At 58.2% G+C, this 19,693-nt stretch carries 19 protein-coding genes, 1 riboswitch and 1 other annotated feature; of the genes, 9 read left to right on the plus strand and 10 right to left on the minus strand.

Translation table 11 applies throughout. The features are described from left to right. Positions 1-57 precede the first annotated feature (57 nt). Genes hisIE through hisG form a run of 8 tightly spaced genes read right to left on the minus strand, consistent with a single transcriptional unit; the run spans position 58 to position 7,100 of the window. Complete coding sequence (gene hisIE / locus EBL_RS07025) at positions 58-669, minus strand: bifunctional phosphoribosyl-AMP cyclohydrolase/phosphoribosyl-ATP diphosphatase HisIE (RefSeq protein ID WP_002439969.1); 612 nt, start codon at positions 667-669, stop codon at positions 58-60. Beyond that, complete coding sequence (gene hisF / locus EBL_RS07030) at positions 663-1,439, minus strand: imidazole glycerol phosphate synthase subunit HisF (RefSeq protein WP_002439970.1); 777 nt, start codon at positions 1,437-1,439, stop codon at positions 663-665. The genes hisIE and hisF overlap by 7 nt, the downstream gene beginning before the upstream one ends. Beyond that, positions 1,421-2,155: a 1-(5-phosphoribosyl)-5-[(5-phosphoribosylamino)methylideneamino]imidazole-4-carboxamide isomerase gene (hisA, locus tag EBL_RS07035; protein WP_002439972.1), complete on the minus strand. Its 735-nt coding sequence runs from the start codon at positions 2,153-2,155 to the stop codon at positions 1,421-1,423. The genes hisF and hisA overlap by 19 nt, the downstream gene beginning before the upstream one ends. Next, positions 2,155-2,745, minus strand: coding sequence for an imidazole glycerol phosphate synthase subunit HisH (gene hisH / locus EBL_RS07040; protein ID WP_002439973.1), 591 nt, complete (start codon positions 2,743-2,745; stop codon positions 2,155-2,157). Before hisH ends, hisA begins: the two co-directional genes overlap by 1 nt. Continuing rightward, positions 2,745-3,812 (minus strand): bifunctional histidinol-phosphatase/imidazoleglycerol-phosphate dehydratase HisB, encoded by a 1,068-nt coding sequence (gene hisB / locus EBL_RS07045; protein WP_002439974.1) that lies wholly within the window; start codon positions 3,810-3,812, stop codon positions 2,745-2,747. Before hisB ends, hisH begins: the two co-directional genes overlap by 1 nt. Continuing rightward, positions 3,809-4,891, minus strand: a complete 1,083-nt coding sequence (hisC, locus tag EBL_RS07050) for a histidinol-phosphate transaminase (protein ID WP_002439977.1) — start codon at positions 4,889-4,891, stop codon at positions 3,809-3,811. Before hisC ends, hisB begins: the two co-directional genes overlap by 4 nt. Further along, positions 4,888-6,195 carry a histidinol dehydrogenase gene (hisD, locus tag EBL_RS07055; RefSeq protein ID WP_002439979.1) on the minus strand — a complete coding sequence of 436 codons (1,308 nt, stop codon included), beginning with the start codon at positions 6,193-6,195 and terminating at the stop codon, positions 4,888-4,890. Before hisD ends, hisC begins: the two co-directional genes overlap by 4 nt. Positions 6,196-6,200: 5 nt before the next feature. Then, positions 6,201-7,100, minus strand: a complete 900-nt coding sequence (hisG, locus tag EBL_RS07060; protein ID WP_002439981.1) for an ATP phosphoribosyltransferase — start codon at positions 7,098-7,100, stop codon at positions 6,201-6,203. A gap of 44 nt (positions 7,101-7,144) precedes the next feature. Next, positions 7,145-7,270: a sequence feature (His leader region), on the minus strand. A 204-nt stretch (positions 7,271-7,474) separates the two neighbouring features. Between hisG and EBL_RS07065 the strand changes: the two genes are divergently transcribed. Continuing rightward, the gene (locus EBL_RS07065; RefSeq protein WP_002439982.1) at positions 7,475-8,302 is read left to right on the plus strand and encodes an SDR family oxidoreductase; all 828 of its coding nucleotides are present in this window, start codon (positions 7,475-7,477) and stop codon (positions 8,300-8,302) included. Between the two features lie 484 nt (positions 8,303-8,786). After that, entirely contained in the window at positions 8,787-10,148 is a 1,362-nt protein-coding gene (locus EBL_RS07070; RefSeq protein WP_002439983.1) for an APC family permease, read from the plus strand. A 61-nt stretch (positions 10,149-10,209) separates the two neighbouring features. Here EBL_RS07070 and sbcB read toward each other — a convergent pair whose 3' ends face one another. Further along, on the minus strand, positions 10,210-11,637 hold the full coding sequence (gene sbcB / locus EBL_RS07075) for an exodeoxyribonuclease I (protein ID WP_002439985.1): 1,428 nt from the start codon (positions 11,635-11,637) through the stop codon (positions 10,210-10,212). 227 nt (positions 11,638-11,864) lie between these two features. On the opposite strand from sbcB, the gene dacD reads away from it, so the two are divergent. The 5 genes from dacD to EBL_RS07100 all read left to right on the plus strand — a co-directional run bounded on the left by dacD (position 11,865) and on the right by EBL_RS07100 (position 16,027). Continuing rightward, the gene (dacD, locus tag EBL_RS07080; RefSeq protein ID WP_002439986.1) at positions 11,865-13,031 is read left to right on the plus strand and encodes a serine-type D-Ala-D-Ala carboxypeptidase DacD; all 1,167 of its coding nucleotides are present in this window, start codon (positions 11,865-11,867) and stop codon (positions 13,029-13,031) included. Between the two features lie 137 nt (positions 13,032-13,168). Then, entirely contained in the window at positions 13,169-13,636 is a 468-nt protein-coding gene (sbmC, locus tag EBL_RS07085) for a DNA gyrase inhibitor SbmC (RefSeq protein WP_002439988.1), read from the plus strand. A 120-nt stretch (positions 13,637-13,756) separates the two neighbouring features. After that, positions 13,757-14,815, plus strand: coding sequence for an FUSC family protein (locus EBL_RS07090; protein WP_002439989.1), 1,059 nt, complete (start codon positions 13,757-13,759; stop codon positions 14,813-14,815). A 179-nt stretch (positions 14,816-14,994) separates the two neighbouring features. Further along, positions 14,995-15,333: a DUF496 family protein gene (locus EBL_RS07095; RefSeq protein ID WP_002439990.1), complete on the plus strand. Its 339-nt coding sequence runs from the start codon at positions 14,995-14,997 to the stop codon at positions 15,331-15,333. Between the two features lie 232 nt (positions 15,334-15,565). Further along, complete coding sequence (locus EBL_RS07100; protein WP_002439991.1) at positions 15,566-16,027, plus strand: helix-turn-helix domain-containing protein; 462 nt, start codon at positions 15,566-15,568, stop codon at positions 16,025-16,027. Positions 16,028-16,105: 78 nt separating this feature from the next. Here the strand turns inward: EBL_RS07100 and EBL_RS07105 are convergent, their stop codons facing one another. Further along, entirely contained in the window at positions 16,106-16,972 is an 867-nt protein-coding gene (locus EBL_RS07105) for a GHMP family kinase ATP-binding protein (RefSeq protein WP_002439992.1), read from the minus strand. Between the two features lie 107 nt (positions 16,973-17,079). Further along, a riboswitch (cobalamin riboswitch) is annotated at positions 17,080-17,239 on the plus strand. Positions 17,240-17,340: 101 nt separating this feature from the next. On the opposite strand from EBL_RS07105, the gene EBL_RS07110 reads away from it, so the two are divergent. Continuing rightward, a complete protein-coding gene (locus EBL_RS07110) occupies positions 17,341-18,723 on the plus strand; it encodes a cobyrinic acid a,c-diamide synthase CobB (RefSeq protein ID WP_002439995.1) in 1,383 nt (460 codons plus the stop codon). Next, positions 18,720-19,682 carry an adenosylcobinamide-phosphate synthase CbiB gene (cbiB, locus tag EBL_RS07115; protein ID WP_002439998.1) on the plus strand — a complete coding sequence of 321 codons (963 nt, stop codon included), beginning with the start codon at positions 18,720-18,722 and terminating at the stop codon, positions 19,680-19,682. Before EBL_RS07110 ends, cbiB begins: the two co-directional genes overlap by 4 nt. The last annotated feature ends 11 nt before the right edge of the window (positions 19,683-19,693 follow it).

Here is a 19,693-nt window from a genome sequence, read left to right on the forward strand (position 1 = left end):
ACCTTCTATCAGAACTCGTTTTCATAATGTCACTCATTAACATAAAAGGGATATTAACTACCGGTGCCGCCCCTCTAAATTCCCAATCACGTCCCCGAGGCTAAGCCCCTGATCCTGCAACAGCACCAGCAGGTGATACACCAGGTCAGACGCCTCATTCTTCAGCTCAAACTTATCCTGCACCGTTGCCGCCAGCGCGGTTTCCACGCCTTCTTCACCCACTTTCTGGGCAATACGCTTAGTCCCGCTGGCATACAGCCGGGCGGTGTATGAGCTTTCCGGATCTGCCGTCTTGCGCGCAGCCAGCAACTGCTCCAGCTGATACAGAAACAGCCACTGAGGTTGCGCCCCGGCGAAGCAACTGGAAGTGCCTTTATGGCAGGTGGGCCCGATGGGGTTGACCAGCGCCAGCAGCGTATCGTTATCGCAGTCCGGAGTCAGACTCACCAGATTAAGAAAATGGCCGGAGCTCTCGCCCTTGGTCCACAGTCGCTGCTTCGTACGCGACCAGAATGTCACCTTGCCGGTCTGCTCAGTCACCGCCAGCGCTTCCTGATTCATATAGCCCAGCATCAGCACCTCGCCGGATTCTGCATGCTGCACCACCACCGGCAGCAGTCCGTCGGTTTTTCCCCAGTCCAGTTGTGCCCGCTGTTGTTCTGTTAACACTGTCGAATCTCCACGCCATGCTGAGCCAGATACAGCTTTAGCTCTGCAATATTAATAATTTGTTTATGGAACACCGAGGCTGCCAGCGCCCCGTCTACCTGCGCTTCCTGGAACGCCTCCAGAAAGTGCGCCATCGTACCGGCACCACCGGAAGCAATCAGCGGCACTTTGCATTTTGCGCGCACTTTTTTCAGCTGCGCCAGATCATAACCATTGCGCACGCCGTCCTGGTTCATCATATTCAGCACTATCTCACCAGCACCGCGCCGCTGCACTTCCTCTACCCAGTCCAGGGTCTCCCACTGGGTAATGCGGGTGCGGGATTCATCCCCCGTATACTGGTTAATGTGGTATTTCCCGCTGGTCTCATCAAACCAGGTGTCGATACCTACCACAATACACTGCACCCCGAAGCGATCCGCCAGCCGGGTAATCAGCTGAGGATCGGCCAGGGCAGGGGAGTTCACCGAAATTTTATCCGCCCCGAAAGAGAGGATCTGCGCCGCATCGTCGATAGATTTGATCCCCCCGGCCACACAAAACGGAATATCGATAACCTCAGCCACCCGGGAGACCCAGCTCTTGTCCACCACCCGGCCATCACTGGAGGCGGTAATATCGTAAAACACCAGCTCATCTGCGCCTTCTTCGGCGTAGCGTTTTGCCAGCGGCACAATATCGCCAATAATTTCATGGTTGCGAAACTGCACGCCTTTCACCACCTGGCCGTTACGCACGTCCAGACAAGGGATTATCCGTTTTGCCAGCACTGGATTGCCTCCGTTACGCTGAATTTACCTTCCAGCAGGGCGCGACCGGTAATCACCCCGCTCACACCGCTGCCGCGCAGGGCCGCAATATCCGCCAGTGAACCAATACCGCCGGAGGCCTGGAACCCCACCTGCGGGTAGCGGGCACACACCTCCTGATACAGGGCCACATTGGCCCCCGCCAGGGTACCGTCCCGGGAAATATCGGTACACAACACATGCTTCAGGCCAGAGGGCAGGAACTGCTCCACCACCTGCTCAAGGGTCACGCCGGATGTCTCCTGCCAGCCGCTGACCGCCACGCGTTTTTCGCCGTTCTCAATTCGCACATCCAGCGCCAGCACCAGGGCATCAGCCCCGAAGCGGCTAAACCACTGGCCCACGCGCTGAGGATCTTTTACCGCCGTGGAGCCCACCACCACCCGGCTGACACCGGCAGCCAGCAGGGCCGCCACATCCTCTTCGGTGCGCACACCGCCCCCCACCTGGACCGGCACGCTGACCCCGGCCACCAGTTTGGTTAACAGCGGGATCTGGCGACGGGCCGGATCTTTCGCACCGGTCAGGTCAACCAGGTGCAACACCTGCGCCCCCCGGGCCTGGTAATCCTGCAGGCGGGGGAGCGGATCGCTGCCGTAATCCCGCTGTTGGGCGTAATCACCCTGGTGCAGGCGCACCACGGTGCCGTCAATTAAATCAAGCGCCGGAATAATCATCACATCTCCAGGAAGTTTTTCAGAAGCCGGGCGCCTGCCGCACCGGAGCGTTCCGGGTGAAACTGTACGCCGTAAAAATTATCTTTCTGTACCGCCGCCGTGAAAGGCTCACCGTACTGGCAGTGGGCGATGGTCGACTCATTGACCGGCATGGCGTAACTGTGGACAAAATAGAACCAGGCCCCTTCATCAATACCGTTAAACAGCCGGCTTCCGGCTTTGGGGACTATCCGGTTCCAGCCCATATGGGGCAGGGGCAGGCCACAGTCGCGCATTTTTTCCACCGGCGCGTCGATGATCCCCAGGGTATCAATGCCATCACTTTCATCGCTGCGGCTGCCCAGCAGCTGCATCCCCAGGCAGATCCCCAGCACCGGCTGGGTACAGGCTTTGATCATCTCAATCAGCCCCCGCTCGCGCAGCTGCTCCATCGCCGCCCGGGCGGTGCCCACCCCGGGTAAAAATAATTTATCCGCATTCAGCACCACATCCGCATCACGGCTGACAAGCGGCGTATAACCTAAGCGCTGCACGGCCCACTTCACGGAAGAGAGGTTCGCACAGCCGGTGTCGAGGATCACAATGCTCATCACAGCACCCCTTTAGAAGAGGGCAGCACATCCCCCTCCACGCGGATAGCCTGGCGCAGGGTGCGGCCAAAGGCTTTGAACAGGCTCTCTACCCGGTGGTGATCATTTTTACCTTTGGTTTTCAGGTGCAGGGTCACGCCCATGGCGTAAGAGAGCGAGCGGAAGAAGTGCTCAACCATTTCGGTGCTCAGATCGCCCACCCGCTGGTAGTTATATTCCGCTTTATATTCCAGGTGCGGGCGCCCGGAAATATCCAGCGCACAGCGCGCCAGGCATTCATCCATCGGCAGCACAAAGCCAAAGCGGTTAATACCGCGTTTATCGCCCAGCGCTTTTTTCAGCGCCTCGCCCAGGGCCAGGCCGGTATCTTCCACCGTGTGGTGGTCGTCAATATAAAGGTCGCCTTTGACCTTCACCGCCATCTGAAACCCGCCGTGGGTGGCTATCTGATCCAGCATATGGTCAAAGAAGCCCACCCCGGTTTTAATTGTGCTCGGGCCTTCCCGATCCAGCCATACCTGGACATCAATCTGGGTCTCCCGGGTGTTACGCTCCACATGAGCATAGCGATCCCGGCGGGTGAGCTGCTCGCTGATGGCTTTCCAGCCCAGGGTGTCACGCTGGTAGCGCAGCCCCTGGATGCCCATATTCTCCGCCAGTTGCAGATCCGTCTCCCGGTCGCCAATCACATAGCTGCGGGCGCGGTCCATCACCCCCTCGGCCAGATACCCGGTCACCAGCCGGGTTTTCGGCTTCCGGCAGTCGCAGTTATCCGCCGGAAAGTGCGGGCAGATCAGCACATCGTCAAACACCACCCCCTGGGAGGTGAAAATCTGCATCATCAGATTATGGGGGCCGTTAAAGTCCTCCTGGGGAAAACTGTTGGTGCCCAGGCCATCCTGGTTGGTTATCATCACCAGCCGGTATCCGGATTGCTGCAGCTTCAGCAGGGCCGGGATCACCTCCGGCTCAAAGGCCAGCTTGGCCATGCTGTCCACCTGGAAATCTTCCGGTGGCTCTGCAATCAGGGTGCCGTCGCGATCAATAAAGAGGTACTTCTGGCTCATGGGTTCTCCGCCGTTGTCAGTGAAGGTTGTTTGCTGAGGGCATCCAGCACCCGCTGGCATTCTTCCCGGGTGCCCACGGTGATGCGCAGGCAACCGCGCAGGCCCGGCTGTTTATTCTGATCACGTAAGATAATGCCCTGATCCCACAAGGATTTAAAGGCCGGATCCGAGTCCGCCAGCCGCACCAGCACATAGTTGGTTTGTGAGTCGTACACCTGCGCAATGCAGGCCGTCTGGCGCAGCTGCTCAGTCAGTAACTGGCGGTTGCGTAACACAGTGGCGACCTGTTCACGCATGGCGGCGATCCCCCGGGGGGTGAGTGCCTGGGCGGCAATGTCCGCCACCGGGGTAGAGAGCGGATACGGGGCAATCACTTTGAGCAGCAGGTTGATCACCGTTTCACTGGCGAGGGTAAAGCCGCAGCGCAGGCCCGCCAGGGCGAAGGCCTTCGACAGGGTGCGCAGAATAACCAGGTGCGGATACTCCGCCAGCCAGCCGGCGAGGCTTGCCTGGGGGCAGAACTCAATATAGGCCTCATCCGCCACAACCAGCGCTTTCCCGCGGGTCATCTCCAGCAGGGTGCGCATGTCGTCCGGGTTGATAAGCTGCCCGGTGGGGTTATTCGGGCTGCAGACAAAAACCACCTTTGCGCCGTCAAGCTGAGCCTGGATCCCGGCTAAATCCAGCTGCCAGTTTTCATCCGTGGGCACAGTGCGGCACGCCACGCCAATGGTTTGCGCGCTCACGCTGTACATCCCGTAAGTGGGCGGGCAGTAGATGATGGCGTCCTCACCGGGCTCGCAAAAGGCGCGGATAATCAGCTCAATACCTTCATCTGCGCCGCGGCTGACCAGCACCTGCTCCGGCGCGACCCCGGCATAAGCGGCATAGCGCTCGATAACCGCTCCGGGCTGGCACTCCGGGTAGCGGTTAAGGGTCTGCTGAGTAAGCTGAAACTCAACCGCTTGCGGGTATTCGTTCGCGTTCAGCCAGACATCACCCTTACCGCCCAGGCGGCGGGCAGACTGGTAAGGCGTGAGCGCGCGGACATTGGCGCGGGCCAGTTGTTCAGTATTCATGGCATCTCCTTCAGGGCGGCAACGCGCAGAGTCACGGCATTTTTGTGGGCAGTCAGCTGTTCAGCGGCGGCCAGAATCTCAATGGTGGAGGCCAGGGCGCTGAACCCCCGGGCAGACAGCTCCTGAACGGTCATCCGTTTCTGGAAGTCCGCCAGCCCGAGGCTGGAACAGGTGGCGGTGTAGCCATAGGTGGGCAGCACATGGTTAGTGCCGGAGGCATAATCCCCGGCAGACTCCGGGGACCAGTCGCCCAGGAATACGGATCCGGCGCTGGTTATCTGGTCAACCAGCTCCCGGGCGTTACGGGTCTGAATAATCAGGTGCTCCGGGCCATACTGGTTGGAGATAGCCACACACTGGGCCAGATCCCGGGCCACAATCAGGCGGCTGGCAGAAAGCGCCTGGCGGGCGGTCTCTGCACGGGAAAGGCAGGCCAGCTGCTGCTCAACCTCTGCGGCTACCCGGCGGGCCATGTCGGCATCCGGGGTCAGTAAAATCACCTGGGAGTCCGGGCCGTGCTCCGCCTGGGAGAGCAGATCAGAGGCCACAAACGCCGGGTTAGCGCCGCTGTCGGCGATCACCAGCACCTCGGAAGGGCCCGCGGGCATATCAATGGCCGCCCCGTCCAGCCGCTGGCTCACCTGGCGCTTCGCTTCGGTCACAAAGGCATTACCCGGGCCGAAGATTTTGTCCACTTTCGGGATGGAGCCAGTACCAAAGGCGAGGGCGGCAATCGCCTGGGCCCCGCCGACCTGGAACACCTGCTGCACGCCGCACAGCCGGGCCGCATAAAGAATCTCATCCGCCACCGGGGGTGGGGTACACAGCACCACTTTACGACACCCGGCAATCTCCGCCGGGGTAGCTAACATTAATACCGTTGAAAACAGCGGTGCCGAGCCGCCGGGAATATACAGCCCCACGGAATCCACCGGGCGGGTGACCTGCTGGCAGCGTACCCCCGGCATGGTTTCAATATCGACTTCCGGCAGGCGCTGGGCAAGGTGAAACTTGCGGATATTCGCCACAGCACAGGCCATGGCGGTTTTGATTTCATCGTCCAGACGGTCGCAGGCGGCGCTGATGGCCGCGTCAGACACCGCCAGGGCATCAAGCTGGGTGTTATCAAAGCGGGCGCTGTATTCGCGCAGGGCCTCATCACCGCGGGCTTTAACATTTTCCAGAATATCGCGCACGGTGCGGGTAATGCTGTCCGAGGCGGAGATAGCCGGGCGCATCAGGAGCGCGCGCTGGCGGGCTGCATCACAGTCGTTCCAGTTGATGATTGTGTTGAAGGTCGACATCGCTATCACTCCATCATTTTTTCAATAGGCAGCACCAGAATGGAGCTGGCGCCCAGCGCTTTCAGTTTTTCCATGGTTTCCCAGAACAGGGTTTCGCTGCTGACCATGTGCATGGCTACGCGTTGCTTATCACCGGCCAGCGGCAGAATGGTCGGGCGCTCAGCACCCGGCAGCAGGGCGATCACTTCGTCCAGGCGCTCGCTGGGAGCGTGCAGCATAATGTATTTAGACTCGCGGGCCTGAATCACCCCCTGGATACGGGTCAGCAGTTTGTCGATAAGCTGCTGTTTGGCGGCGGTGATTTCGCCATCGCGCTGGATAAGGCAGGCTTTAGAGCGGTAAATCACTTCGGTTTCCCGCAGGCCGTTAGCCTCCAGGGTGGCGCCGGTGGACACCAGATCGCAAATCGCATCCGCCAGCCCGGCCCGGGGGGCCACTTCGACAGAGCCATTAAGCAGGCAGGATTTAAACGGAATGCCTTTCTGATCGAGATAACGCTTTAACAGGTGTGGGTAGGAGGTGGCGATACGTTTATTGCGCAGACATTCCGGGCCGTCCCAGGCTTCATCGACCGGGGCCGCCAGCGACAGGCGGCAGCCGCCGAAATCCAGGCGCCTCAGGGTGTAATAGCGCGGGTCTTCCCCCTGGGCCCGGCGGCTGAGCAGCTCTTCTTCCAGCACGTTCTCACCGATGATGCCTAAATCAACCACGCCATCCATCACCAGGCCCGGGATATCATCATCGCGCACCCGCAGGATATCGATAGGCATATTTTCGGCCAGCGCAATCAGGCGCTGGGTGTGCAGGTTAATTTTGATCCCGCAGCGGGCCAGCAGCTCCCGCGAATCATCGCTCAGGCGCCCGGATTTCTGCATAGCTATGCGTAAGCGTGAATTATCTGACATGGTCTCTATCCTTAAATTTGCTAACGGTCTGCGTTAAAACGGTAATAAAAAAGCCCCCGGAAGGTTGACCTTCCGGGGGCTCATTAACAGCTGGTTCGCGCCACTGGAAGATCTGTATGTCTTCCAGCACCAATCGCCTGAAAGACTAGTCAGGATGATGGTGGTGATGGTGATGGCGAGTAACCGGGAAGCTGTTCATTAAATTCTCTTTGTGAATGTCTATTCAACGTGTGCATTTAACCTAAACCAGAACCGCTGAATAAGGCAAGTGCTTTTTTTACACAATCAGATAATCTCATCCGGGTGGATGAATTGTCAGTTCCCGGATGCTGGCGTAGCCTTATCACGGTAAGCAAAATGCGCAGGAGAAAGTCATGAAGAAGGTCGCTATTGTCGGGCTGGGATGGTTAGGGATGCCGCTGGCGCTCTCACTGATGGGGCGGGGCTGGGAAGTGACCGGCAGTAAAACCACCCCTGACGGGGTCGAGGCCGCCAGGATGTGCGGGGTGGATAGCTGCCTGCTGAATCTGCAGCCGCAGCTTGAGTGCGACAGCGACGATCTGGAAACGCTGCTGGCCGGTGCCGATGCGCTGGTTATCACACTTCCCGCCCGCCGCAGTGGCGAGGGGGATGACTTCTACTGCCAGGCTGTGCAGGAGATAGTCGACAGCGCGCTGGTTCACCATATTCCGCGCATTATTTTTACCAGCTCCAGCGCCGTATACGGGGACGCGGAAGGGGTCGTCACAGAGCGTTCGCCGCTGACGCCGCGCACCGCCAGCGGCCAGGTGCTGTGTGAATTAGAACACTGGCTGCACGATCTGCCGGGCACCTCGGTAGATATTCTGCGCCTTGCGGGGCTGGTGGGGCCGGGGCGACACCCGGGGCGCTTTTTTGCCGGTAAATACGCAGCGAATGGTAATCACGGCGTGAATCTGGTGCACCTGGATGATGTGGTCGCGGCAATCACGCTGCTGCTGCAAACCCCCCGTGGGGGGCACCTGTATAATTTATGCGCCCCAGGGCACCCGGCCCGTGAGGCATTTTATCCTTATATGGCCCGGGATCTGGGGCTGGCCCCGCCCACATTCAGCCATGCACCGGCCCATACCACGGGTAAGCGGGTTGATGGCGATCGCATTTGCCGCGAGCTGGGGTTTCAGTACCAGCACCCGGATCCGATGACAATGCCAGTGCGTTAATTTCCTGTCATAAAACATCAGTAATTATAAAGAGAATTTGATAACCGCTATGGATACCGGCAAAAGCAGGAATGCCGGTCCGCGCTGACAGGGGTAAAAACCGACCGGATTTTACGCCAGAATGGGGGAAAACCCCGGTAAAAATACCGGATTGTGATTATTTTTTATCATTTAAAATCAACTAATTATGTTGCTATAACCCGGGGATATAAAAGAAATCCCCCCCACTGCACGTAAAGTCTTGTCTTTGTGGCCAGAAATGGGGCAAAATACGCGCCCGGTAAAATGGAATATGGCCGACGTTTAAACGCGTCGGTTATTTTTTTACCGGTGCATTACCCAAACTAATCAAATCAAAGAGGCCGGGCTCAGTACCGGATAGATATTTACTTTTAGAAATCGACAGCAGTGTCGCCGAGGAAACATGTAAAGATGGTGCAATTATTTGCTTTTGCGTCAGGTTCCTTCACTGGGGGAAATGTAAATGTCGCTTAACGTAAACGGTCAGCCAACTTCTCGCGTGGAATTACGTAAAACTCTTACGCTGATTCCGGTTGTAATGATGGGTCTTGCCTATATGCAGCCGATGACGCTGTTCGATACATTTGGCATTGTATCCGGGCTCACAGGTGGGCACGTTGCAACTGCCTATGCCTTCGCGCTTGTCGCTATCCTGTTTACCGCACTGAGTTACGGTAAGCTGGTGCGTCGCTTCCCGTCTGCGGGTTCAGCATATACTTATGCGCAAAAATCCATTCACCCGACTGTCGGTTTTATGGTGGGCTGGTCCTCCCTGCTTGATTATCTGTTTATGCCGATGATCAACATTCTGCTGGCCAAAATCTATTTTGAAGCGCTGGTGCCTTCCGTTCCGTCATGGATTTTCGTGGTGGCGCTGGTGGGCTTTATGACGGTGTCTAACCTGCGCAGCATCAAGACCGTGGCAAACTTCAACACGGTTATCGTTGTGCTGCAGATGGCTATCGTGGCAGTGATTGTCGGTCTTATCGTCTGGGGTCTGACCCACGGCGAAGGCACCGGCACCCTGGTGAGCGCGAAACCGTTCTGGAGTGAAGATGCCCACGTAGTGCCGATGATTACCGGTGCGACTATCCTGTGCTTCTCGTTCCTTGGTTTTGACGGTATCAGCTCCCTGTCTGAAGAAACCAAAGACGCAGAGCGCGTGATCCCGCGGGCAATCTTCCTGACGGCGTTAATTGGCGGGTTGGTCTTTATTGCGGCCTCTTATTTCCTGCAGCTGTACTTCCCGGATATCTCGCGCTTTAAAGATCCGGATGCCTCTCAGCCGGAAATTATGCTCTACGTTGCCGGTAAAGCCTTCCAGTTCGGGGTGCTGATTTTCTCCAGCATTACGGTTCTGGCCTCAGGTATGGCGGCACACGCCGGGGTTTCCCGCCTGATGTATGTGATGGGCCGCGATGGCGTCTTCCCGACCCGTTTCTTCGGTTATATCCATCCGAAGTGGCGTACTCCGGCATGGAACGTGCTGCTGGTTGGCGCGATTGCTCTGCTGGCGATTAACTTTGATCTGGTTACCGCAACCGCACTGATTAACTTCGGCGCGCTGGTGGCGTTCACCTTCGTGAACCTGTCTGTGATTTCACAGTTCTGGATCCGCGAAAAACGCAACAAAACCATCAAAGATCACATCCAGTACCTGGTGCTGCCCCTGTGTGGTGCCATGACGGTGGGTGCCCTGTGGATCAACCTGGAAGAAAGCTCCATGATCCTGGGCCTGATCTGGGGTGCGGTGGGGATCATCTACCTGGCGTGCGTGACCAAAAGTTTCCGCAACCCGGTTCCTCAGTACGAAGATGTGGCCTAAGCGCCACGGATAAGAACGTTACATGGAAATGGCACCCGGATGGGTGCCATTTTTTTTGCGCTTACCCCACCAGCTGCTGCACATACTGATACAGCGCCTTTAACAGGGCGATTTTCTCCCCGTCGCCTTCGTACTGGGTGTAGAGCATCTCCAGCTCGCGGGCGTATGCCTCCAGCGCCCCGGGGCTGAAGACCTCCCGGCGGTGCTCCAGCCAGCGCTGCTGCTCGGCCTCGCTGAGGGTGCCGGGAAAGTTACGCGCCCGGTAGTTAAACAGCAGTTTTTCAATCCGCTTATCGGCAAAGGTGATATCCAGAGCGGGCAGGTTCTGCGGCTCAGTCTCAAGGATAATCTTCATGGCGGTTTTGTCCGCATCGCCGAAAAAGCCGTTATACAGCTGGCTGTCCACATTATCCGGCACCGCAAAGGGCTCTGCCCGGGCATAAAGGGCGACGATTTTTTCTCGCAGCTGAGGATTCGCGCGCAGCAGGGCCAGGTTATCCATGCAGTGCTGGCGGTCTATTCCCAGCCGCTGGGCATCCTGGGGGCGCAGGGCGTTATCTTTTGCCAGCACCGGGCACTTATTCAGGTGCACCAGTTTCACCGGAACGGGCAGGGCATCCCCCAGCTCGCTTTTTGGGGTGTAGAGGCGCTCGCGCAGCGCGTCTGCATCCAGATCAAACAGCGGGGAGATATCCGCCGCCAGATCCACCACAATCACCGCGTTGCGGTTATCCGGGTGCCAGGCCAGGGGGGCAATCAGGCTGGTGTTACCGCGCCAGGCACCGAACATTCCGGAAACATGAACCAGGGGCTGCATCTGCACAATGTCGATAAGCGTGGCCAGCTTCTGCTTACCCCGGTAGTTCAGCAGGTAGTCAAACAGGCGTGGCTGGCTGGCTTTGATTTTGCGGGCCATGGCAATTGTGGCGTAGACATCCGCCATCGCGTCGTGGGCGTTGGCGTGTTCAATACCGTTGGCGGCAGTCAGGTGCTCCAGGCGGAAGCTGGGCAGCCCGTCGTCATTTTCCGGCCAGTTGATCCCCTCCGGGCGCAGTGCGTAACAGGCGCGCATCACATCCAGCAGATCCCAGCGCGAATTGCCGTTTTGCCAGCTCCAGGCGTAGGGATCGTAAAAATTCCGGTAAAAGATATTGCGGGTCACTTCGTCATCAAAACGGACATTGTTGTAGCCCACCACGCAGGTGCCGGGCACGGTAAAAATATCGTGAATGCGACGGGCAAAATGCGCTTCATTTTCCCCCTGCGCCAGCGCCTGCTGCGGGGTAATGCCGGTCACCATTACCGCGCCGGGCTGGGGCAGGTAATCGTCGGCCGGGCGGCAGAAAAAGACCTCCGGCTCGCCGATAATATTGAAATCCATATCAGTACGCAGTGCGCCGAACTGGGCGGGCCGGTCCAGAGAGGGGCTGGTGCCGAAGGTCTCGTAATCATGGAAGAGGAAAGTGGGCGGGTTGTCCTGATGCTTCACGGTCTGTTTCCTGGCTGGCGAAATAAACCCTAAGTATCTCCGGTTTGCCCGGCACATACCAGTATTGCGCCCGGGGGCCGGGCGGTTTTTCGGGATTTATCCGGAAAGCGAGCCATCGGGTAGCAGAAAACGACGAATGTCACATTTTTTTGCAATTTCTCAGTGAAACTATATAAAAACTCCCGTACAACATGCGGCAGATATCGGCCCGCTGTGAGGATAATTCGTTGAAGTTTCGTGCTCTTTTGACTGTTTCACTATTTGTAACTCTGATTCATAACGCGGCGGCAGATGTCGCCCTCGACCACGCTCCCCAGCCGCCGGATATTCAGGCCGCCTCCTGGGTGTTAATGGATTACACCACAGGCCAGGTGCTCACGGCCCATAACGAACATGAAAAACGCAACCCCGCCAGCCTGACCAAGCTGATGACCGGCTATGTGGTTGATCGCGCCATCGACAGTAAAAAGATCTCACCGGACGATATTGTCACCGTCGGGCCGGATGCATGGGCAAAAGGCAACCCGGTATTTGACGGCTCCTCGCTGATGTTTCTTAAAGCCGGGGATAAGGTCTCGGTCCATGATCTGAGCCGCGGGCTGATTGTGGACTCAGGAAACGATGCCTGTGTCGCCCTGGCGGACTATGTGGCCGGGGGCCAGCGCGAGTTTGTCGGGATGATGAACCACTATGTGAATAAGCTCGGCATGCGTGATACCCACTTCGAAACGGTACACGGCCTGGATGCGCCCGGGCAGCACAGTACCGCATGGGATCTGGCGCTGCTGAGCCGGGCGATTATTCACGGTGAGCCGGATTTCTACCATATGTACAGTGAAAAAAGCCTCACCTGGAACGGGATCACCCAGCAAAACCGCAACGGCCTGCTGTGGGATGACACCCTCAATGTCGACGGCCTGAAGACCGGCCACACGGCCAGCGCCGGGTTTAATATTATCGCCTCCGGCGTGTATGGTAACCGCCGCCTGATTGTGGTGGTGATGGGCGGCGAAAGCCCCAAAGGCCGCGAAGAGCAGGCCCGCAAGCTGCTGAACTGGGGGCGTCAGAACTTTGACACGGTCCAGATCCTGACAAAAGGCCAGCGCTTCGGAACAGAAAAAGTCTGGTACGGGGATAACGAAACCGTGGATGTGGGCGCCGATCAGGATTTCTGGATGGTACTGCCCAAAAGCGAACTGGCCCGGGTTAAGGCCCGTTATATCCTTGATAAGCCCGATCTGGAAGCGCCGATGGCTCTCCACCAGCGTATTGGCGAGATTGAACTGCACGACCGGGACAAGGTTATCGCCCGCTGGCCGCTGGTTACCCTCGGCAAAGTGGAGCAGGGGGGCATGTTCTCCCGCCTGAGCGACTTCCTGCATAAGACACTGTAACAGCCGCTGTAACGCACCGGGGGAGCTATGCTCCCTCTTTCTTTTTTATGGCGTCCTGCGCCCCATCCTTCATACTTAATGACAGGCCAGTGGAGTGGCCGGTACAGCCTGAATGCGTAACGCGTGGAGGTGACAGGATGAAATATCAGATTGAGCATTATCCCGGCAGTAGCGTGGTCGGGTTTCACAAAGTGGGCCCCTGGGAGCTCACGGTCCAGGAGGGGTTTGAGCAACTGGCGGCCTGGGTGAAACGCCAGGATATTCACAGCGGTCAGTGGATGGCTATCTACTATGATGATCCGCAAGTGATCCCGCCAGAGAAACTGCGTTGTGACACGGTCATTACGGTGGCGCGCAGTTTTCAGCTGCCGGAGCCGGACAGCGGCGTGATAAAAACAACCGTTGCCGCCGGGGAGTATGCGGTGGCCCGGGCCCGGGTAGACGACGAAAATTTCGCGAAACCCTGGATGCAGTTTTTTGCCAGCCTGCAGGATGAGCAGACCTGGCAGCCCACAGGAAAACCCTGTTTTGAGCACTACCTGAATGAGGGCTCAGAATGCGGTGTCTGGGAGTTCGATATGTACGTGCCCGTTGAGCGTCAGTAATCATGCGCCAGTGCGCCTTGCCGGATAAGCCGGGCGCACGAAGGAGAAATTTTTCCCTTCCGGGGCTGCCTCCCGGGTCCGAAAACTCATACAATACCCCCTTTTTAAGGGAGAGCCGTAGTGCGCCCCGACAAACCATTAACCCCCTTTGAACTCCGGGTTTACGGCCATTACAAAGTTGTCCACGGCTGCCGGATTGCGCTGGCCTTCGTGCTGACATTTTTACTGGTCCGGCTGCTGGATGTGCCGGAAGGCACCTGGCCGCTGATCACCCTGGTGGTGGTGATGGGGCCCATCTCATTCTGGGGAAACGTGGTCCCCCGCGCCTTACAGCGGATCGGCGGGACTATCACCGGGGCGGCCATCGGCCTGGTGGCCCTGAAGCTGGAGCTCTGGTCACTGCCGCTGATGCTGCTCTGGTGTGCGCTGGGAATATTTCTGTGTGGCTACCTGGCACAGGGGAAACGCCCCTACCAGGCACTGCTGATAGGCATTACCTTGTCGGTGGTGGTGGGGGCCCCCCCGGGGGATATGGAAACGGCCCTGTGGCGCAGTGGCGATGTGATTTTTGGCTCGCTGCTGGCAATGCTGTTTACCAGTATCTGGCCCCAGCGGGCGTTTATTCTCTGGCGCATTAAAATGGCGGCGTTTATCAGTGATTTTGATCGCCTGCACCATGCGGGGTTCTCGCCGAATCTGCTGGAGCGCCCGCACCTTGAAACGCCCCTGCGTACCATGCTGGGAAATATGGAGAAGCTGCGCACGCTGGTGGTGCCAGCCAGTAAAGAGACCCGGATCCCGAAAAGTATTCTCGACGGTATCCAGACGGTGGCCCGCAATATGGTCTGCACTCTGGAGCTGCAAATTAATGCCTGGTGGGCCTCCCGGGAGAGCCATTTTCTGATGATCAATGCGGTCACGCTGCGTGAAACCCAGCGCATGACCCACCGGATGCTGGCGGCCATTGAACTGGCGCTGCATGACGGTAACCTGAACGCGATACAGCACGCCAGCGTGCGCCAGGCCGAAATTGTTGATGAGCTGCGGCGCCTGATGAAGGAAACCAGTGCCGGTAAAATGCATGAAGCGCCGGTATATGGCTACGTGTGGCTGAGCCTGGAGCTGGCGCAACAGCTGGAGCTGTTATCCCAGCTGGTCAGCCGCGCATTGCGCAAATAATCTGCGCCTGTCACAGTAAAAACGCGAGGTTGTTTCGATTCAGCAGCGTTTAAGGTTATGATGGGGTCAGTGAAACGATTGTCACCAGCCACCGCGACCGGTGCGCTTTTGCCCTATAGTTACTGGTCAGACTGTGGTTGTCTTAACGAATCCGAGTATCACATAGCAGGGGTGTAAAAATGGAAAATACTAAGCCTTCTTTTCAGGATGTTCTGGAGTTTGTCCGTTTGTTCCGTCGCAAGAACAAACTGCAGCGTGAAATCCAGGACGTAGAGAAAAAGATCCGTGACAACCAGAAACGTGTACTGCTGCTGGATAACCTCAGTGACTACATCAAGCCTGGTATGACTGTTGAAGCTATTCAGGGCATCATCGCCAGCATGAAGAGCGACTATGAAGATCGCGTTGATGATTACATCATCAAAAATGCTGAGCTGTCGAAAGAGCGTCGCGATATCTCTAAAAAACTGAAAGTGATGGGCGAGATGAAAAATCAGGATCCGGAAGCCAAAGCCTGATAGCCCGCCACTGATTCTCCCGGCCGCATCCTGGTATGCGGCTTTTTTGTGCCTGCGCCTCAGCCAGGCCGGAGATAATGCGGGGTACTTGCATATTCTCTACCTACCTACTCACATCTGTATATTTTCTGTGTGTTTCGTTTATTGCGATTTTCGTTTATTTCGACTAGCCTGTGTGATAAAGCCTCTTGGGGCTGAAAGCTGAAACTACACCTTAAACCTGGATACTAAAATGACAAACTCAATTCTTGATAGCCTGAGCCTTCCGGCTCAAGAGGAGATTGAGGCCGCTGTACGTGGGCAAAGGGAGCTTGCTGCTTATCTCTCCACTAAAACGGAAACACAAAAAATTTCGATTCAGGATGCAGACAACAACACTCACCAGATTGAGCTCCCAACATCTTCATTGACTTTGCTTATGTCTATTCTCGGAGAGTTGGCCGCTGGAAATGCGGTTCAGGTTGTTCCTGTGCATGCTGAATTAACAACCCAGGAAGCTGCCAATATTCTGAATGTTTCTCGCCCTCACATGGTGAAACTTCTGGAGGACGGAAAGCTGCCTTTTCACAAAACAGGTCGCCATCGCCGCGTACTTTTCGCCGATTTGATGAAATATAAAGATCAGCGGGATAATGAAAGTAGCAGAGCCATGCAGGAGTTAGCAGACCATAGCCAGGAACCTGGATTTTACTAATGACTCATTCACCTTATCCCGTAGTCTTAGATGCCTGCGTTCTCTATCCATCCCCTGTCAGCCCCACAGCCATACCCCTCAGCCCACGCCGCCGGAAATCATCCGCAGTAAATGCTGGCGCGGATAATACCGCCCTGCCTCCCGGGTGCGCAGGGTGGCGATAATCTTCTCCACATCGTGCCGGTGGCGATCGAGCAGTAACCCCACCACGCTACCGCTGTGGGCCACCGCTAAACCGTACATATCAAATTCCTCAACCAGCGCCCGTAACTGATTAAACCCCGGCTTGGGTAAAAGGGCCTGGCTTGCGATGGCGCTGCACATGGCCGCTTCACCGGCCAGCCGGGGATCGTTATGCAGGCAGGCGCGATACAGCAACTGCCAGGCCCGCTCCAGCTGGGGGGCACCGTCCAGCAATAGGGCACGGCGATCCCGCCGGTGGTAATCCGCCGTGGTCAGTTGCTGGTCGCTTTCCAGCACCAGAACATCCAGCACCGGGGTCCCGGGGCAGGGAATCCGCTGCTGGCCCTGCAAATGGTCAAACAGGGTCAGCGAGCGGAACAGGGTACTGTCTGTGGGCTCCAGGGCCACGCACCAGCGGGCAATTTGCTGCTCGCAGGCGGGGTAGTCCAGTAGCCGGGCAGTGGCCAGGGCCGTGGCGGCCAGATCCGCCGTCGAGCTTGCCATACCGCGCGCCACAGGGAGCGTAGAGTGCCAGCGGATAGACAACTCGCTGGCGTAACTGGCCGGGTAGCCCAGCCACTGCACCACCTGGCTGACCATGGCGCGCATCAGCGGGCGTTCAGCCGCGTGGGGCGCCCCCCGGCATACGGTCACCTCGCTGAACCAGTCCACCGGGCAGGAGACCAGTTTTTCAGATCCCAGAATCCACCCCTGGATTAACTCCCCACAGGAGCCGGGGCAGCGGGCTTGCGCGCTTTGCATGGGTATTCCTCAGATATTCAGTCGCCCGCATTTTTACCGGCAAAGAATGACGGGTAACTTGTTATAGCTCAACAAATCTTTACACAAGGTTTATAAACTAGGGGCCGGAAAATAATATATGACCGGATACCGGGAAAGGGGTGTGACTCCCCTGCAGCCCCCGCTGCTGTAATGCTGACGAGTCCGCATAGCCACTGATGATAACATCGGGAAGGGCGGATAAGAACGACGCAGAGCCAGAAGACCGATCCGTTCATACCCGATCAACACCTTCGGTGGGGAGGTTGTGGACAGCGCAAAACGCAGCCGTGAGGCTGGGGTTTCGCACATGCCCGCATTGCCATGCCCCCCGCAACACAGGAACGGCAATGGCCTCAACCCACAAGCACGCATTCGTCCTCGCCGGCACCAGCAGCGGGTGTGGTAAAACCACCCTGACACTGGGCCTGTTATGCGCCCTTGCCGGGCGGGGGCTTAAGGTCCAGCCGTGCAAAGTGGGGCCGGACTACCTCGATACCGGCTGGCACCAGGCCGTCAGCGGGGTCAGCTCCTGCAATCTGGACAGCTTCATGCTGCCGGAGCCCGCCCTTAACGGGCTGTTCAGCCACCACCTGCGCCAGGCGGATATCTCCGTTATCGAAGGCGTCATGGGCCTGTATGACGGCTACGGTAGCGACCCTCACTACTGCAGCAGCGCGGCCCTTGCCAGGCAGCTTGGTTGCCCGGTAATCCTGGTGGTGGATGGCAAAGCGGTGTCCACCTCCATTGCCGCCACGGTACTGGGATTTCAGCAGTTCGATCCGGCGCTGAATATTGCCGGGGTTATCGTCAACCGGGTAAACAGCGACGGTCACTACCAGCTACTGAAGCACGCCATTGAACATTACTGCCGGGTGCCGGTGTTGGGTCGGGTGCCGGTAATGGACGATGTGGCGCTGCCTTCCCGCCACCTCGGGCTGGTGGGGGCCGGTGAGCAGACCATCTGCCTGGAGACCTGGCGCAAATTTGGCCAGCTGCTGACGCAAACTCTCGATATTGATCGCCTGCTGGCGCTCAGCACCCTTGATCAGCTCCCCCCGGGGGCGTTGCCCGCTTTCCCGCACCCGCAACTGGCCGAAGGGCTGACCCTCGCTCTGGCCCGGGACGAGGCCTTCAGTTTTTACTACCCGGACTGCCTCGATTTACTGGCCCGGGCCGGGGTCCGGCTGGTGCCGTTCAGCCCGCTGCATGATAACCAGCTCCCGGCCTGCGATATGGTGTGGTTTGGCGGCGGTTACCCGGAGCTGCATGCCCGGGCACTGAGTGCCAACCAGCGCATGCGCCAGTCTGTGCAGGCGGCCCACCAGCGGCGCATCCCCATATACGGCGAGTGCGGCGGGCTGATGTACCTCGGCCAGCAACTGATCACCAGCGAAGGGGAGCCCTTTGCCATGGCCGGTGTGCTGGAAGGCGTAAGCCAGATGGGGGCGCGCCTTACCCGGTTCGGCTATTGCGAGGCCACCGCCCGCCACGACACGCTGCTGGCGAAAGCCGGTGAGAGCCTGCGCGGCCATGAATTCCACTATTCCGATTTTACTACCCCGTTATCCCCGCAGTTTGACTGCCTGAAAACCCGGGACGGCGCCGTACAGCGGCGCTGGCAGGGGGGCTGGCAAAGTGGTGCTACCCTTGGCAGTTATCTGCATCTGCATTTTGCCCGACGACCGGCCATGCTGACCGGCTGGCTACGGGCCGCAAGGAGTCATCTGTGACACTTATTTCTCTGGTTGTCAGCTGGGTTATCGCCTGGCTGCTGGATCTGATTATTGGCGACCCTCAGCGCTGGCCCCACCCGGTGCGCTGGATAGGCAGCATGATTACCCACATGCAACGCCAGATTCGCGAACACTGCCACACCCCGGAATCCCTGCGCTGGGGGGGCGGGCTGCTCTGGGTATTCGTGGTGGGGATCACCTGGCTTGCCGCCGCAACCCTGCTGCGGGTTGCCAGCCATATCCACCCCTGGCTGGGCTGGGTGGTGGAAGTGTGGATGATTTTCACCACCCTTGCCGGGCGCTGCTTAAGTGACGTGGCCCGGGAGGTCGGGCAGGCCCTGCGCCACGGCTCGCTGGCCCAAAGCCGCGAGAAGCTCTCCTGGATTGTCGGGCGCGACACCTCAGAGCTGGAGGCACCACAAATCACCCGGGCGGTTGTGGAGACCGTGGCGGAAAACACCGTAGACGGGGTGATTGCGCCGCTGTTCTTTTTACTGCTGGGCGGTGCGCCGCTGGCGATGGCCTATAAAGCGGTCAATACCCTTGATTCGATGGTCGGTTATAAAAATGCCCGCTTCCGGGATATCGGCATGGTCTCGGCGCGCATGGATGATGTGGCGAACCTGATCCCGGCGCGCCTGAGCTGGCTGCTGCTGAGTATTGCCGCCGGGCTGAGCGGGCTGAACGCCCGCCGGGCGCTGGCTACCGGCTGGCGGGATCGCTACCAGCACAGTAGCCCCAACTGCGGCTGGCCAGAGGCCACCGTTGCCGGGGCCCTTGGGGTCCGGCTTGGCGGGCCAAATAGCTACTTTGGTCAGCGGGTAGAAAAACCGTGGATCGGCGACGATCTGCGGGAGATCAGCATCGATGATATCCCGCGCACCATTCGTTTAATGATGCTTTCCAGCCTGCTGGCACTGCTGCTGTTTGCGGCGATCCGCCTGCTGGTGGGCTAACCGGAACTGAC

Origin of the sequence: Shimwellia blattae DSM 4481 = NBRC 105725, assembly GCF_000262305.1 — a bacterium.
Taxonomy (GTDB): Bacteria; Pseudomonadota; Gammaproteobacteria; order Enterobacterales; family Enterobacteriaceae; genus Shimwellia; species Shimwellia blattae.